Below are 15,698 nucleotides of genomic sequence, written 5' to 3' on the forward strand. Positions count from 1 at the left end.
GAGAAGTGTGAACAAGCAACGAAATAATAAGGAATATGACAACACGTCTCTGATGGAGGTGATCTAATGAAAAGAGAAATGGAAGCGTATCTTGTTTTATTACATCTTGTTTCGCGGGGATGGGCGACTCTTCCCGATATAAAAAAGATTTTAGGGTGGAAAGAACAAGGTTTTCGGCAGGGACACGCCACAAAGATTCTTGCACATATCAATCATAAATTGATTCAGTTGTCAGAGGAATGGGAAGAACCCATACCTCGCATCAATGCTTTTATATTCTATAAAGATGGCACCTGTACGGATTATATCCGTGATAACATTTTTGAGGGTAAACAACCATCCCCCCGCCAAGTTGCGGAATATGCCAAAGCGATTGCCACTTATGAAGACTGGCAGAAGGTCATCAAAGCATTTCGGGACGATGCTTTTTAATCTCTCGCCGACGAATGGCAGCAACGGCAGCACGAAAACGCAAACACGCAGAACGGACAAACACACTGGAGACTTTACCTTGAAAAACAGAAGAACTTTCGATGAAGTGTCTTACGAGGAGTTAGACCCTGAAGCATTAGAAGAATATGTTATCTATTTTCACAAATTGCCCGCGGGCAATGTCATTAAAATCGGAATCTCAAAGATCGCCAATGGCAACTACCACAAACGGATCAAAGAGGCGCAGCGGTATTTCGTCGAGGATGTTGAATGTTTGGGCATCGAACTCTGTGCATCCAAAGAAGAAGCAAAAAACCAGGAGACGCAACTCAAAAGAGCGTTCGGTCTGGCGCGTCCGAAGTCGGAGTTGATCCACGACACTGCTGAGGTGCGCGCCTACATTCAAAAAAATTGCTCGGTAGATGTCGATTATATCACAGAGATGAGTCACATCGCGGAGTTAAAACGAAACAGAAGCCGATAAAATGCGTCAGGCATTGCGGCCGGTGGCGATGTGTAGCTATTCTGTGATTGCGGCGGCTCCCGCATCGGCGACCTGCGTGGTGAGTCTCTTGTGTCCCAACAGTTTGCATATCATCTTTTGCACCGTAGGCTTACACGCCCGCCCCCTAAACCGCAAATAATAACAACTTGCCTAAATAGGCATGTACACCTAAGAGGAGAAACACTAATGAAGTTTTTTTGGGCAATCTTACCCCTTGTCGGTTTCCTATCGGTTCCTTTACCTATAGCAGCCGAAATATCACAAACAGAAATTGCCACAATAGAGGCACAAGCACGCCGTGATGCCGAAATAGAAGGCGATGAAAAGTTTTGGGCACTTGCCACTTTTGCAGGAAACGCCTTTTTAGGACCTTATTTTTCGGTTCCCGCGCTCGGTGGTGCTTACTATTATCAACCCGACCCACCTGCACATCGTTTTATTGACAATCCGACACTGCTGCACAAAGAGATTTACACGTCCACCTACAAATCTGTCTACAGACGTTCAGCCATCAGAGGCGTGATTATTGGCGCGCTCGGTGGTGCAGCACTCTACTATTACCGACGCCAGTATGGGTTTAACTTCTTTTATACCTGGTAGATGATGGGCATCTCTTACAACTGAGTTTCAAACCTCGCTCACAACGATCGGAAAAACCCATATAGGAAAATAGGTGTCAAATCTATGTTTCGCCTTGTCTGCCCGCAAGCGGTGGACTGGAAATCCACCGCTTTTTACTGCTCGTTTTGAATGGCTATAAAGGAACACACATGGCAAATCGACTCAAGAATAAAATCGCAATCATAACAGGCGCAGCAAGAGGCATCGGGGCGAAAAGTGCTGAACTTTTTGCAGGTGAAGGGGCAGCTGTCGCTATCTGGGACGTGAACGGCGAACGTGGCGAAGAAACCGCGCGGCAAATCCAGACAACCGGCGGAACAGCAATCTTCTGCGCGTGCGATGTAACCGATGCCGAACAGATTGAAAATGCTGTTGCACAGGTCACTTCCGAACTCGGTAATCCAAACGTTTTGTTTAACAACGCCGGTATCGCCGTCGTCGGCGAATTAGAAGAAATCTCTGAAGCAGACTGGGATCGACAATACGCCGTTAACGTGAAAAGTATATACCTTGTCTCTCGTGCAATAATTCCCTTGATGCGAGAAGCCGGTGGCGGTTCTATTATCAACATGGCGAGCGAATCGGCGTATGTTGGGTTCCCGATGCACCCTGCCTACACCTCCTCCAAAGCCGCCGTGGTGCATCTCTCCCGCAGCATGGCGGTTCGGTATGCCGAAGACAACATCCGAGTCAACAGTCTCTGTCCCGGCACAATTAACACCGAACTCTACCAAGAATTCCTATCAAAGCAACCCGACCCGGAAACCATCAAGAAAGAAATTAAAGAGATGCATCCGTTGGGTATCGGAGAACCAGAAGACATCGCTTGGGCAGCGGTCTATTTAGCCTCCGATGAATCCAGATACATGACGGGCGCCCCGATGCTCGTCGAGGGCGGTATCCTGTCGCTCTAAAAGTCTTTTGTAGCGTAAACTGTTAGTTTGCGCAGAATAAGGCACAAACTCTTACTGAAAGGTAAGTTTCCGCCACAAACCCTCCTTATCGAACTCACATTTTATTTTATTTTCCAACTTTCTGCAAAATTAAGCAACCTTTTCGACCTTAACTCGCGTCATATATATTACAAAATGCTTCGTTTGGTGTTGAGAGATAGCAGGATTGTGGCGTTGAGATTCTTGCACAAATTTGTGCATTTGTCGTTATTGTTGCCCTATTTGGTGCAGCTTTTTCCTAAAACCTACCCAATCTCACATTCAATCAACTACTAATCGGATTGGCACATAAATTGCCTCACGCAAATCAAAGGAGTTTTCAATGCAAAAACGATTGTACACAATAGGGTTGGCTGTATGCCTGCTGTCAAGTTGGATAGTACCCATCGCTCACACAGCAGAACTCAAAATTGAAAAGACCTTAACCCAAGCAGACGGTTTGGCCTCTGATATTGTCCTCACTATTTTTGAAGACACCCGCGGCACGATATGGTTCGGAACGACCGAGGGGCTTACCCGTTATGATGGAGAAAATTTCCAAACCTTCACAACAGAAGATGGTTTAGCACAAAACACAATCGGGCTTATCTTTGAAGACCGGCAAGGCACCCTCTGGTTCGCGGACGGTATGCTCTCAAGTTTTCTGGATAGAGGCAAGCCGATGGATATGTCCTACATGGCAATGCCGCTGAGTGAGCTCGCTAAAGAGATTGACAGTGAACTCGCTACGGAGATTAACAACGAAACCCCGACAGAAACAGAGGCACCTGCTCCATTAAGAGGGGTGAGTCGCTATGATGGACAGGCGTTTCAGATTTTTACGACGGATGACGGCCTCCTCCGCGATACCGTTAAGGATATATTTGAGGACAAAACGGGAACGCTTTGGTTGGCGACGTTTTCGGGTATGAATTACTACGATGGCGAAAAATTCTATCCTCTTATGATACACGGTCCCATAGGCATGGATATATTACCCGATTGGTGGAGTCAGGTCACGGCAGTTGCACAGGATACAGCAGGCAATTTTTGGTTCGGCAGTACTGCTGGGATTACCTACTATAATACCGAAACGTCCCTTTTCCGTTATTTTGGTGTTGATGCGGATTTTGCCCCTTTTGAAGAGATGGCGAAGGCGAGAAGCGCAAACATAACAGATTTGCAGTTCGATGCCAAGGAAAACCTCTGGATGAGTCGAGAAGGCGGTGGTGAGGAAAACAGTGGCATTCGCAGATACGACGGGAAAGAGTTGGTCACTTTCCCGCTCAGTGAAGCACTTCCTATGAACAGCGTTGATAATATCATGCTGGATAGCAAGGGAAACCTTTGGTTTGCTGGTGTTAAGAACCTACCATCAGCAATAAATGAAACCGAAGACGGTGTGAGTATGGTCTTTCCCGAAATTAGTGGTGGTATAAGTGTCTATAACGGTGAAACGTTCCAAAACTTTAACACAGATGACGGTCTGCCGAGCAATCGGGTCTGGTCGGTATTTGAGGACAGCAGCGGTAAACTCTGGTTCGCTACGGATGCTGGTGCCGCAGTCGGGGTGTATCTCCCCTCTCAGAACTCAGGTAATTGACCTAAGTTGCCATTTTTGTAGCATAATCTTTTAGATTGTGCGTGTAAGGGCACAAACTGGAAAGTTTGTGCTACAAAGGAGACAAAACAGATGAAAAAGATGCTTCAACACATCACATGCTATTTCATAGCGATCCTCTTCGGAACTTCCTTACTGTTAACCGGTTGTGTAAAAAAGGAAATTACGCGTCAAGCGGATTGGGGAACCCATTTCACGGACATCCACTTTGCCGATGCCAAACACGGCTGGATTGTGGGGCACCAAGGCTGGATTCTCCATACGGCTGACGGGGGGATAAATTGGGAAAAACAGACGGTCAATACGACTGAAGACTTCAAATCGGTATATTTCACAAATCTCCGTAACGGTTGGGCAGTTGGTGACAAGGGGTTAATCGCGATTACGGACGATGGCGGACGACATTGGACAGTCCAAAAAACTGAGATTTCTATGCTATTTTTGGATGTCTTTTTTTATGATTCAAAGATCGGTTGGATTGCCGGACAAGATGGGATGTTCTACACAGAAAACGGTGGAAAAACATGGCAACATCAGGATGTGAGTGAGTTTCAAGTTAAGGGCGTTTTCTTTGTAGATAAAGAGCGCGGATGGACAGTCGGTGACTACGACCGAATCTTTGTTACCACTGACAGCAGTGATACATGGCGGAGACAAGAGAACCTCGTTAAGACAGATACCACAACGACAGTCTGCAACCTTCACACCGTATTTTTTATCAGCCCTTATGAGGGATGGTGTGGTGGCACAGATGGCACGGTTTTTTATACCAACAACGGTGGTACAGAATGGAGAAACCAGGTGAGTAAACTGCCGCCGATTTATGGACATGTCCGTCCCATTGTAAACAATTTCCATTTCCGCAGCGAGGATGACGGTCTCATGGTCGCACAAGGTGGATTTATTAATCGGACAGAGGACGGCGGAGACAATTGGCAACTCGTAGAGAGCCCTACAAAGAACGATCTGATGGGGGTTCAGTTCACAAGTCGTAAACAGGCGTGGGCAGTCGGTATGAACGGAACGCTCTTGCACTCAGAAGATGGCGGTATCACGTGGGAAATGAAAAGTGGCACGACAGCGGATGCGCTGCAGAGCGTGGCGTTCGCGGATGCAAACCGGGCGGTTGCCGTCGGAGAGAAAGGCACAATCACAACAACTGATGACAGTGGCAAAACATGGACGGATATAGAGATGGACACATGGCATCGTATCCGGAATCTATCTTTCGCCACCGATAAGGAAGGCTGGGCAGTTGGGGACGGCGGACTCATCCTCCACACAACCGATGCAGGTCAAACGTGGGAACGGCAAACCAGCGGTTGGTGGTATACCTTGAACGCCCTTCATTTCATTAATCCTCAGAAGGGATGGATCGTTGGGGACTTAGGCACTGTGCTTCACACCGCGGACGGCGGCAAGACGTGGGTACAACAGACACCGCGCTATTTCCACGAAATGATTAAAGGCATCTTTTTCCTCAATGAGCAAGAAGGCTGGGTGGTCGGATGGCCGGGTATTATTTTTCATACAACAGATAGCGGTCGGACGTGGAAACGGCAGAATAGCAAGAGTTACAACGAACTCTACGCTGCTTATTTTATTGACCGACATACCGGCTGGGTCGTCGGACAACTCGGTGAGATTCTACATACACTCGACGGCGGAAAAACGTGGAAATTCCAACGGAGTGGGACACAGGCAAATCTAAACAAGGTCTATTTTGCCGATGAAAACCACGGGTTAGTCGTTGGAGATGAAGGAGTCATTTTGACCACTATCAATGGGGGTGTGACGTGGGAGTTGCAGAACAGTGGCACGTCTAACGATCTCTATAGCTTCTCGCTCTCTCCTGAAGGCATCCTCGCTGTCGGTGAAAACGGTGTTGCGATGCGTTATGCTGTGGATACGGAGAAGTTTATTGTTGAATTGCCACCTGCTGCTGAAGAAGTCGCAGCAGCATTAGAAGCACAACCCGTAGAACCTGTTGAATATCATTGGGAAATTATCCAATCAGGTGCCTTACAGACCTATTTCACCGATACTTATTTTCTCTCTGCGCTGCGCGGCTGGACGGTCGGACATGGCGGTGTTATTTTAAATACGACAGATGGTGGCAAAACGTGGCATCCACAACGCAGCGGCGTAACGGAAGACCTGCAGTGTATCGTCTTCATTGATGAGAAACACGGCTGGATCGGGGGCAATAGTGTACTCCTGCGAACCGAGAATGGCGGTGAGACATGGGAGGTAATTCGTGAAGGGTTGGAAACTATCTACTATATCGGTGCGATGCACTTCATTAATCCGAAAGTGGGCTGGCTCGGTGCGAATAACGGGCAAACGCTTCACACAAGAGATGGCGGCAAAACCTTCCGATTGCAGAAAACAGGGCTTGGGTATCCACCTATCGACGGCTTACACTTTATCAACCCCAAAGAAGGGTGGGCAGTAACACCACGCATGATGAGAAGCGGAAGTTACCTGCTGCATACCGTAGACGGTGGGGATCACTGGGAGGTCCAAGCCAGGACAAATCAGTATGGTGTCGGTATTCATTTTATGAATGAGACCGCCGGTTGGGTGGTACTGGCGAATGGTGCATCACTTCTCACAACAGATGGCGGCACGACATGGAAACAGACACTGTCCAAAATGTCCGGTGGCACTCGACTCCATGCCGTAAAATTCCGGAATCATACGGAAGCTTGGGGCATCGCGAATGACAAGACACTTCTCATGACACACAACCAAGGCAAGCATTGGGAGGTAATAAATGACTCGCTCGGTAATCAACGCGCAACCCTTGACGATGAAAGCTGGGTGCATCAAATGGCAAAAGAACAATTTCTCCCTGCTTTCAACGTGACAAACGCTCACATCCTTGAGGATGGAAAGGGGTGGATCGTCGGTGCGATGATGTCAGCACCCCGCACGACCGATGACTTCGTTATCGATGCCGACGAGCAAGTGCAAGATACGATAGGCCAGATTTATAGCACAACAGATTTCGGAGAAAACTGGCACCACCAACTCGGCAAACAGCGGAATACCCTCCGCGATGTGTTATTTCTCGATGAGCAACACGGTTGGATTGCCGGGGATAACGGTGATTTATTTTTAACTGAAGATGGCGGACAGACATGGCAACATTTAGAGAGTGGGACCACGCAACGTATCGTCGATGTCCACTTCACCAGCCTTGAACCGAAATGGGGATGGCTGATGCTCCGAGATGCAACATTACTCTACACGCAAGACGGATCACAATGGACGGCACAAAACAAGCAAGAACGACTCCCACACGAGGAATTCTTTGCCATAAATGATGTCGCATTCGGTAACTTTTCTGAAGGTTGGGCTGTCGGAGAGCGTGGCGATATTATACACAATCCAGACGGAGGTACCACTTGGGCACGGCAGCGCACCTCAACCAGTAAACCCCTCACGAGCGTTGATATGAAATTCGCACCCCTCGGTTGGGCGGTTGGCACAAATGGTGTTACCCAACGCACTGTCAACGGTGGCGAATATTGGAAGTTCCACGAAACCCACACCGGTTCCGATCTGAAGGCAGTGTCGTTCATTACGAAACGAAAGGGATGGGCAGCCGGACGCGGTGGAATTATCCTATCTACCACCGACGGGGGTTTCACGTGGACATCACAAGCAAGTGGTGTGAACCAAAGCCTTTACGACATCTTGGCACTCTCTGAACAAGAAATCTACGCCGTTGGTGCTACTGGAACTATCATCCACTCGACAGATGGCGGGGAAACGTGGGAACAGGAGCATACTGGGATTAATGACAACCTGTATGCAGTCACGCGGGTCAAAGGCAGCGATACGCTTTGGGCAGTTGGACAGTTGGGCGTTGTCCTGCGCCGTCCTAAGCGTTGATGGACCTTTGTTTATCTTATAATCGTTTAAATATCGTGCGGAGGCGTATAAAACACACATAGCTCTCCGCACGATTTTTTGTTTTATGCACCCTTTTCGATCTCAAATCGTATCATTGAACTCATAGCGAGTAAGGGTTATGGATCGTTGAAAGTTATACGAAAGTTAATCATAGCATATGCGAGATGACGGAACCCGAGACGGGTCTCTTTGAGTTTATCATAACTCAAGGCGAGTCGCCTATAAGTGTCCTGCCATCCGAAAGTTCGCTCGACTTTATAGCGGTCTTTGTATATCTCCTCGTCAAACCACCGGAACTTACGGGCAATGACGATAGGTTCCTTAGCATTGCGGCGGTTGGGATAGATCACAGGTTTCATTCCGTGTTCTCTAATCAACGGGTGATTCGCCTTAGAATCAAAAGCAGAATCAAGCGTCAGTGCAGAACCACACAGAACTATACCCATGCGTTGACTAAAGGCGATTATATGGCTAAAGGCTTCCGGCAAAATCGTTGTATCATGCTCATTGACGGGTCTGATCGTTATCGGTCCTATGATGAACCCGTGATTATCGGTGATCGTCAACTCTTTTTCACCTTTCTGGTGTTTGTGTCCGGAGTATCCGATACCCTCCCCCCTTTTTTCACAACGGTATTGGATCCATCTCCGTGAAGGCGCGTCGTATCAAGTTGATCGGTATCCAGCAAATCGATGACAGATGCTTGAAAAAGGTTCTCATAAGAACCATCTTTTGACCAGCGATTATGCCATTTATAGACGTTCGACCAATGGATTTCATTCCGCCGGCTGCGGAGTTGGTTCCATTGAATGCCGGTATGCAAAACATAGAGAATATCGTTGAATAGCTTGTAGAAAGAAAGTTTCGGCTTTCGCCCTTTGATGCGTTTCTTCAGATGTGGAAAGATATAACGATTAAAATCCTTACGCGAGACTTGCTTCCGAATACCGTTGTATCTCGGGGTTTCCTGTTGAGTTTCAGCTGTCATCAGAGCACCTTTCCTAAAGTCAATGGATATCAAAACAAGAATAAAGGAACCTAAAGTATCGCCTTTTCTTCTACTATTTTACTACATTTCTATGTTTTACTCAATATGACTTCTTATATTGCTGCTCGGTGCAAGCAACCAGTATCTTACTCGTTTTCAGAAGCCGTACAGTTTTGAAGCACAATCTGAACCTACTATTGAAATCATTGACACACCCATCGTTCTGGATATTCCGGCAAAACCAGCTGTACGAAATCAAACTGGTCGAACTGCTGCCGCTGGTAAAAGCAGCGGGACCGGCACACAAGTTTCCACAACTACTACAACATCTGGTATATTGGACGACTCCGCCAAGTTTTCTACTTCGCAGTGGACGCAGGGAAGCGCACCACCAGGGGGGCACGTACACGGTATCTTCGCTACATCTGAAGGGACCGTCTATGCTGTTGCTCCCACAGGAATATACAGATTAAGAACAGATACTACGGCGTGGACACGCATCAACACGGATATTCCAATTGGGCCATCGCTAATGCCGATGGCAGAACATGGTGGCATCCTTTACATAGTATCCACCGATGAAGTATTTACGTCGGGTGATAAGGGTGAAACGTGGCATACCATGGGTACCAGACCCAACGGAGAAGCTGTTGGTCTCATCGTCATTGAGGCACACGCGCGCAGCTCGCAAGTCCATTCCACGATGTATCTCGCGCTTAGAGATGAAGGGATTTATCGATCTACAGACGGTGGAATACATTGGGACTCATTTAACGATGGTTTGGCAAATCAAAAAATTTCCACAATCGCTGCTGTGGAAAAAACAGTGTTTGCGGGTACAGCGCGCGGTCTCTATTGTCTCGATGCAGGCACTTGGAAAAAGTTGCCCGTAGAGACATCAAGAGCTATCTACTCTTTGGCAGTGTCTAAAAATAATCTCTATGTTGGGACAGGTCCCTATCTGTTGGGGTTCACGCCAATAACGGTAGCACAAGACGTGCCGAAAATTGAGTCGTATGCACTCAAGATTTTTCATTCGGCTGACTTGGGAGCATCGTGGGCGGAAATAACACCGAGTTATAAAACTTACTACAAGCCGGTGATACCCTCTGGCATAATGGTTTCGGCTGTTGGTGAAATGCTTTTAGCGTCAACTGCCCGCCACCGATATCGTTCAACAGATAACGGACAAACCTGGACGGAACTTCCAGGGGATACGGATATGTATATGATTAATAGCCTTCCAATTGCAGCCGTAAACGAGACGACATTTTACGAAGCTGGTCCCTTCGGCATTCATCGCACAACTGATGGTGGAAAGCGATGGCGCCTACTTATGGATGGGATGCTGGGAACAAGACTAAAGGATTTAGTTGCGTTCAACAACAGATTATACGCCCATACTGGCTATGCGGTGTATCAATCAACCGACGAAGGTGGGTCTTGGAAAAAACTCCCAATTGCCGAGGGGTCTTTTGGAAAGGTGACGACAATTACAACGGAATCATCAAAACGGTACAGTGCTCGTATCTCTCACTCCTTTAATTCAAAATTGATAGTTGATGACAACAATCTTTACTTTCTTTCATATACTATGGATAACAACTTGCGAATTTTCGGCTTGTCTACAGACGGCAATAGACTCAGTCCAGTTCAGAGCATACCGATTGCTGATGATGAGACATTACGCCGTCCGTTACGGACGCGTAGCGAGGCAGCGAAAGAGCCTTACTTATCTGAAGGTTCTGAAAAAGAGTATCAATCAATCGTGTCAATCATTCCACCTCCTGCACGTAGAAAGGACAGTAAAGCCACAACAATTGTAGTTTGTAGTGATGTGTTCTATGCCGAATACGGACGTAGGCTTTTTAAGCGGAGACTTGGTGATCTGGAATGGACAAACACGGGATTAACAGATAGAAGCCAACGGTCTTATGAAGACTTAAGTAAGGAGCTCAAATTAGCAGTTTTGGGAAAAACCATCTACGTCGGGAAACGCGACGGTAAACTATTCCAGTCGCTTGATGGCGGGAGCAGCTGGAGAGATGTTACGCCCAACCTACCACTTGACTTTGCCCATTTCAAGGAGATAACCCTTGTCGGTTCAACAGTTTACGTCGCAACAGACGCGGGGGTCTTGAGTTCAGAAACCGGCGTACACTGGCGCGTGCTAACCAATAGTACTGGAGGGCATCCTATCATAGACAGGTTCGCTGTGGATGGTCCCACGATCTATGGTGTTGGCAATAAAGGAGCCTATCGCTTAGATGCGGGTAACCAATGGAAACAAGTTTCTTCAGAAACACTCGGTGAAGCTGCTGCACTCGCCGTCATCAATGATAAACTGTATAGTGCTATCAAAGATCGCGGGATATTTCACATTTCACTTGCAGCAGAATAGACAACACCACATCGGGGAACAAACTGCGCCTTTGGTTCGTAGGAACTTCTCGTGCATCTGACAACAATATAGGGCAGATGCAAGAATCCGCCCTACACGATTTAAAGATTTTGAAAGCGTTAGTACTACAGCGCGTGGTCTTCGGGGCGGACACCGCGTGTAAACGTACCAAAACCGAAAAACGTCGGTGCGTAATCGCCAACATAATCGACAACGCTTCTGTCAGGGATTGCGTCCTCCAGCCCCATACACCAATAACACCCATTGACAAGGAGACGGCGCAGTCCTTCGCTCTCTAAATCGACCGAGGCACCCATCGTTGTGCCGAGAACGCGTGAGGCATTGCCTGCGTCTCCCGTGTAGGTCTTTATCCACACCATCGGCATCGTGACGGTATCCGGTTTCGGTGGGTCTGTTGGCACCATACCGACCAGCACCTGTCCGTGGATAAGCACGTGGGCATCGCCTGTTAAATCATTAATGCCGTAGACATCGGACGGACCCCAAACATCGTCAACGCCTTTGAGAATCGGATGATCTTTCATCGCTGCGTCAATCACGCCGCGTGCACTCTCTTTACCGTGATGTCCGTGATGATTAACCCACGTCTCACCGAGCACTTGCCTGCCGTAGCCACCCTCAAATTCCTTGCTGTCAAAACTATATTTTGCGTATGGGCTATTGAGGTTACGGCTATAACTGAAGGCATGCGTCGCTGTCCGGAGTCCCATCACAGGTTTCCCAGCGTTGGTATAGTCAACGATATACTTCATCTGTTCATCGGGCAGTTCACGGAAACGCGTGAACAGGATCATCATATCTGCGGATTCCAAGTGATGAAGTCCCGGGATATTCGTTTGGTTTTCTGGATCGATCTCGCCTGTCTCAGGATCGATAGCAAACAGCACTGTGCATGTAAACCCGTGGTGTGTGGCTAACACTTTGCCCAACATCGGCAACGCCTCTTCAGAGCGATACTCTTCGTCGCCACTGACGAGCACAATATGCTTGCCCTTTCCAGGTCCCTCGTTTCCTTCGTAAACAACCCATTCATTTTTCATCAAAAGTTAAACTCCATAACATAAGATTTTGAATAAGTATAACAGATTTTCTTGAGAAAGTCACCCTGAATCTTTTTTATTAAGTTGTCTGAACGGAATTTTTTCGCTTGTGAGATAAGACGCACAAACTGACAGTTTATGCTACAACTATAGAAAAAACTTTGACAAATACCGGAAGTTACCATAAAATTATAAAAACAGGCTAAAAACACTATCGGAAACGGACTGGCAACCTGCGGGAGAATACGTCCATGCATTTAACCTCTCAACAGCGAGATCATTACAGAGAACAAGGTTTCGTGGTAATTCCACATCTTTTTAGTACAGCCACAGTAACGCTGATGCGCGATCACTATATGAAACGCCGCGCCGAAGGTCCAAAACCCGGCGACACAGGTGGCACCACCGACCACGCTGACGATCCGAATCATCAATTCCCGCGCATGATTAATATGCACAACTGGGATGAACTAACCCAAGAATGGGCAGCGGATACCAATCTACTTGCCGTTACAGAACAGTTGATTGATGATACACCCGTGCTATTGCAAACGATGCTCTATTTTAAACCGCCCGGTGCCCGAGGTCAGGCACTACACCAAGATGAACAATATATCACGATAAATCCGATTATCGGCGTTTGGGTAGCCTTAGATACATCGGACGATGCTGTTGGACGTATGGTGCTGGTTCCACGTTCCCATCAACATGGACTGTTATCTGTTGAAGCGGCAGACACTGCTATTTCGTTCACAAATGTACAAGCCGTTAAACCGGCAAATTCCGAAGAATTGGGAATTGACATGTCCCCCGGTGACACGCTCTTCTTCCATGGCAAGGTCATTCACGGTTCCTATATGAATAAAACACACGACCGGTGGCGGCGAAGTTTTATCTGTCACTATATGGGTGAGAATTCACAACGGTTCGAGCCAGCCGAAGGAACGCACGTCTCACATCTTAAAAAATAGTACCAAAAAATAATAAAATTGGAGGAACTGGATTGTTAAAAGTATCAAAGTTTGGCGGGAGTTCCCTTGCTTCGGCGGAGCAAGTGCGTCAGGTTTGTGACATCATCACCGCCGACCCGGAGCGCCGCCTCATCGTCGTCTCTGCCCCCGGAAAACGCCATAGCGAAGACATCAAAGTAACCGATCTGCTTATCGCTGCTGCATCAGAACGGCTCACAGGAAAAATTGGTGCCTCGGAATGTGCCGAAGTGATTGAACGCTACCGCAGCATCGCTTCAGGATTAGAGCTGCCACCCGAAGTTATTGAACCCATTGCCCGTGATCTGACAGAACGTCTGGAAAAAAGCACAACTGACGCGAACCTCTATATGGATACAATGAAGGCAGGGGGTGAAGACAACTGTGCCCGGCTCATCGCACAAGCATTACAAGCACGCGGTGTAGAGGCACACTATGTCAGTCCAAAAGATGCCGGTTTAATGCTATCCGATGAACCCGGTAATGCTCAAGTTCTACCTGAAGCATATAATCGCTTACGGGACCTGAACGATTACCCAGGTATCACTATTTTTCCAGGTTTCTTCGGCTACTCGAAGCAAGGGAACATTGTTACCTTCTCGCGTGGCGGTTCAGACATCACGGGTGCTATTCTCGCCAGTGCCGTTCGTGCAGAGGTCTACGAGAATTTTACCGATGTCGATTCTGTGTTTGCAGCGAATCCGTCTATCGTTAAAGATCCAGCACCGATTGCGGAGTTAACCTATCGTGAGATGCGTGAACTCTCTTACGCTGGATTTTCTGTGTTCCATGACGAGGCACTCGAACCCGTCTATCGAGCACAGGTCCCTGTTCACATTCGTAACACAAATAACCCGAAAGCGCAAGGCACGCTAATTGTTCCAAACCGTGCGTCAACGGATATTCCTGTCGTGGGTATCGCAGCAATGGATAGCGTTTGCTGTATCTATCTCAGTAAATATCTAATGAACCGCCAAATCGGCTTCGGTCGGCGGTTGCTGCAGATCTTGGAAACCGAAGGCATCTCTTTTGAACATGTCCCCTCCGGCATAGACAATATGTCGGTTATCATCCGCGAAGAAAACCTCTCGGCACAGAAGGAGGAAAGGATTGTTGAACAGATTCGGCAGACCCTCGCGCCTGAAGATGTCTTTGTAGAACGCCGACTATCGCTTATTATGGTTGTTGGAGAAGGCATGCGACACACTGTCGGTATCGCTTCGCGCGCCACACACGCCTTAGCCAGCGCACAAGTCAATATCGAAATGATTAATCAAGGTTCCAACGAAGTCAGTATGATGTTCGGCATAAAATCCGAAGATATGGAGACCGCTGTTAAAGCACTCTATGCCGAATTTTTCGCCTAAAGGAATACTATTATGGAAATCACCGTGCGACCTGAAGAATTAGCAGCAGGAAAACTGACAGACGCACACGTTGAACAAGCCGTCCAGGCAATTCATGTTGATGGTTACGTTATCTTGGAGAATGTCGTTAACCATGAACACTTGGACATTCTACGTGAGCGGATGGATGCCGATTCACAAATCTTAATTAATGAAGAAAAATGGGGTGGGGCAGGTAGACTCGTAGGACATCTCCAACAGGGGCCGCCCCCTTACGCGCCCTACATCTTCAAGGACATCGTCGCGAACCCCTACGTTGTGCAAGTGACCAAGGAACTCCTCGGTCAGGGTGTCTATAATAATTTTTACAACGGAAATACCAACTCCCCCGGTAGCACAACGCAGCCGCTCCACAGAGACGGCGCACACCTGTGGCCAGATCAAGAAGTAGCACACCCGACAGCAGAGGTTGTCGTTAACATCTCACCGCAAGATACAACAGAGGAGAACGGAAGTGTTGAAATCTGGCCCGGCTCACATCTGGCGGTCAGTGGTAAACGCATAGCGGAAGAGGAAGAGGAAGCGCGCCGGAAAATCTGTCCGCCTATCCGTGGCAGTGCGAAGAAGGGAAGTGCCCTCATTCGAGATATGCGACTCTGGCATCGAGGCGTTCCGAATCCGTCTGATAAACCGCGCCACATGATAGCGATGATTCACCGCGTCTCTTGGCTCGGATCCAACCGCCGACTGAAGTATAATACCGGATGCGAAGCCGCCTTTGAAGACAGCGATCTCGACCATAATGCTGAGTTCCTTGACTTCGCGAAAAATAAAATAGATGATTACGATTATCTCTTCAATCCGCGTTTTTGACGATTGCC

General features: G+C 47.8%; 13 protein-coding genes. 10 read left to right on the plus strand and 3 right to left on the minus strand.

Annotated elements, in window-relative coordinates:
* Nucleotides 1-66 precede the first annotated feature (66 nt).
* From OXN25_17020 to OXN25_17045, 6 genes are all read left to right on the plus strand, one after another.
* The gene (locus OXN25_17020; GenBank protein MDE0426555.1) at nucleotides 67-432 is read left to right on the plus strand and encodes a hypothetical protein; all 366 of its coding nucleotides are present in this window, start codon (nucleotides 67-69) and stop codon (nucleotides 430-432) included.
* Between the two features lie 79 nt (nucleotides 433-511).
* Nucleotides 512-916, plus strand: a complete 405-nt coding sequence (locus OXN25_17025) for a hypothetical protein (GenBank protein MDE0426556.1) — start codon at nucleotides 512-514, stop codon at nucleotides 914-916.
* A 207-nt stretch (nucleotides 917-1,123) separates the two neighbouring features.
* Complete coding sequence (locus tag OXN25_17030) at nucleotides 1,124-1,537, plus strand: hypothetical protein (protein MDE0426557.1); 414 nt, start codon at nucleotides 1,124-1,126, stop codon at nucleotides 1,535-1,537.
* A 170-nt stretch (nucleotides 1,538-1,707) separates the two neighbouring features.
* Nucleotides 1,708-2,472 carry an SDR family oxidoreductase gene (locus OXN25_17035; protein MDE0426558.1) on the plus strand — a complete coding sequence of 255 codons (765 nt, stop codon included), beginning with the start codon at nucleotides 1,708-1,710 and terminating at the stop codon, nucleotides 2,470-2,472.
* A gap of 361 nt (nucleotides 2,473-2,833) precedes the next feature.
* The gene (locus OXN25_17040; protein MDE0426559.1) at nucleotides 2,834-4,093 is read left to right on the plus strand and encodes a hypothetical protein; all 1,260 of its coding nucleotides are present in this window, start codon (nucleotides 2,834-2,836) and stop codon (nucleotides 4,091-4,093) included.
* 90 nt (nucleotides 4,094-4,183) lie between these two features.
* The gene (locus tag OXN25_17045) at nucleotides 4,184-8,011 is read left to right on the plus strand and encodes a YCF48-related protein (protein MDE0426560.1); all 3,828 of its coding nucleotides are present in this window, start codon (nucleotides 4,184-4,186) and stop codon (nucleotides 8,009-8,011) included.
* A gap of 137 nt (nucleotides 8,012-8,148) precedes the next feature.
* On the opposite strand, the gene OXN25_17050 is transcribed toward OXN25_17045, so the two are convergent.
* Complete coding sequence (locus OXN25_17050) at nucleotides 8,149-8,598, minus strand: transposase (GenBank protein MDE0426561.1); 450 nt, start codon at nucleotides 8,596-8,598, stop codon at nucleotides 8,149-8,151.
* Nucleotides 8,595-9,020 carry a transposase gene (locus OXN25_17055; GenBank protein MDE0426562.1) on the minus strand — a complete coding sequence of 142 codons (426 nt, stop codon included), beginning with the start codon at nucleotides 9,018-9,020 and terminating at the stop codon, nucleotides 8,595-8,597. Before OXN25_17055 ends, OXN25_17050 begins: the two co-directional genes overlap by 4 nt.
* Before the next feature lie 118 nt (nucleotides 9,021-9,138).
* Between OXN25_17055 and OXN25_17060 the strand changes: the two genes are divergently transcribed.
* Entirely contained in the window at nucleotides 9,139-11,421 is a 2,283-nt protein-coding gene (locus OXN25_17060; protein ID MDE0426563.1) for a hypothetical protein, read from the plus strand.
* A gap of 125 nt (nucleotides 11,422-11,546) precedes the next feature.
* Here OXN25_17060 and OXN25_17065 read toward each other — a convergent pair whose 3' ends face one another.
* Nucleotides 11,547-12,482, minus strand: a complete 936-nt coding sequence (locus OXN25_17065) for a ThuA domain-containing protein (GenBank protein ID MDE0426564.1) — start codon at nucleotides 12,480-12,482, stop codon at nucleotides 11,547-11,549.
* A gap of 251 nt (nucleotides 12,483-12,733) precedes the next feature.
* Here OXN25_17065 and OXN25_17070 point away from each other — a divergent pair, with 251 nt between their 5' ends.
* Genes OXN25_17070 through OXN25_17080 form a run of 3 tightly spaced genes read left to right on the plus strand, consistent with a single transcriptional unit; the run spans nucleotide 12,734 to nucleotide 15,690 of the window.
* Nucleotides 12,734-13,453 (plus strand): phytanoyl-CoA dioxygenase family protein, encoded by a 720-nt coding sequence (locus tag OXN25_17070; GenBank protein ID MDE0426565.1) that lies wholly within the window; start codon nucleotides 12,734-12,736, stop codon nucleotides 13,451-13,453.
* 32 nt (nucleotides 13,454-13,485) lie between these two features.
* Nucleotides 13,486-14,838 carry an aspartate kinase gene (locus tag OXN25_17075; protein MDE0426566.1) on the plus strand — a complete coding sequence of 451 codons (1,353 nt, stop codon included), beginning with the start codon at nucleotides 13,486-13,488 and terminating at the stop codon, nucleotides 14,836-14,838.
* Between the two features lie 12 nt (nucleotides 14,839-14,850).
* On the plus strand, nucleotides 14,851-15,690 hold the full coding sequence (locus tag OXN25_17080) for a phytanoyl-CoA dioxygenase family protein (GenBank protein ID MDE0426567.1): 840 nt from the start codon (nucleotides 14,851-14,853) through the stop codon (nucleotides 15,688-15,690).
* The last annotated feature ends 8 nt before the right edge of the window (nucleotides 15,691-15,698 follow it).

The sequence above is a fragment of the Candidatus Poribacteria bacterium genome (genome assembly GCA_028820845.1).
Classification (GTDB): domain Bacteria; phylum Poribacteria; class WGA-4E; order WGA-4E; family WGA-3G; genus WGA-3G.

Coding starts and splice junctions, on each gene's coding strand:
- OXN25_17020 (MDE0426555.1), top strand. CDS start 67: ATGAAAAGAGAAATGGAAGCGTATCTTGTTTTATTACATCTTGTTTCG.
- OXN25_17030 (MDE0426557.1), top strand. CDS start 1,124: ATGAAGTTTTTTTGGGCAATCTTACCCCTTGTCGGTTTCCTATCGGTT.
- OXN25_17035 (MDE0426558.1), top strand. CDS start 1,708: ATGGCAAATCGACTCAAGAATAAAATCGCAATCATAACAGGCGCAGCA.
- OXN25_17040 (MDE0426559.1), top strand. CDS start 2,834: ATGCAAAAACGATTGTACACAATAGGGTTGGCTGTATGCCTGCTGTCA.
- OXN25_17045 (MDE0426560.1), top strand. CDS start 4,184: ATGAAAAAGATGCTTCAACACATCACATGCTATTTCATAGCGATCCTC.
- OXN25_17055 (MDE0426562.1), bottom strand. CDS start 9,020: ATGACAGCTGAAACTCAACAGGAAACCCCGAGATACAACGGTATTCGG.
- OXN25_17065 (MDE0426564.1), bottom strand. CDS start 12,482: ATGAAAAATGAATGGGTTGTTTACGAAGGAAACGAGGGACCTGGAAAG.
- OXN25_17070 (MDE0426565.1), top strand. CDS start 12,734: ATGCATTTAACCTCTCAACAGCGAGATCATTACAGAGAACAAGGTTTC.
- OXN25_17080 (MDE0426567.1), top strand. CDS start 14,851: ATGGAAATCACCGTGCGACCTGAAGAATTAGCAGCAGGAAAACTGACA.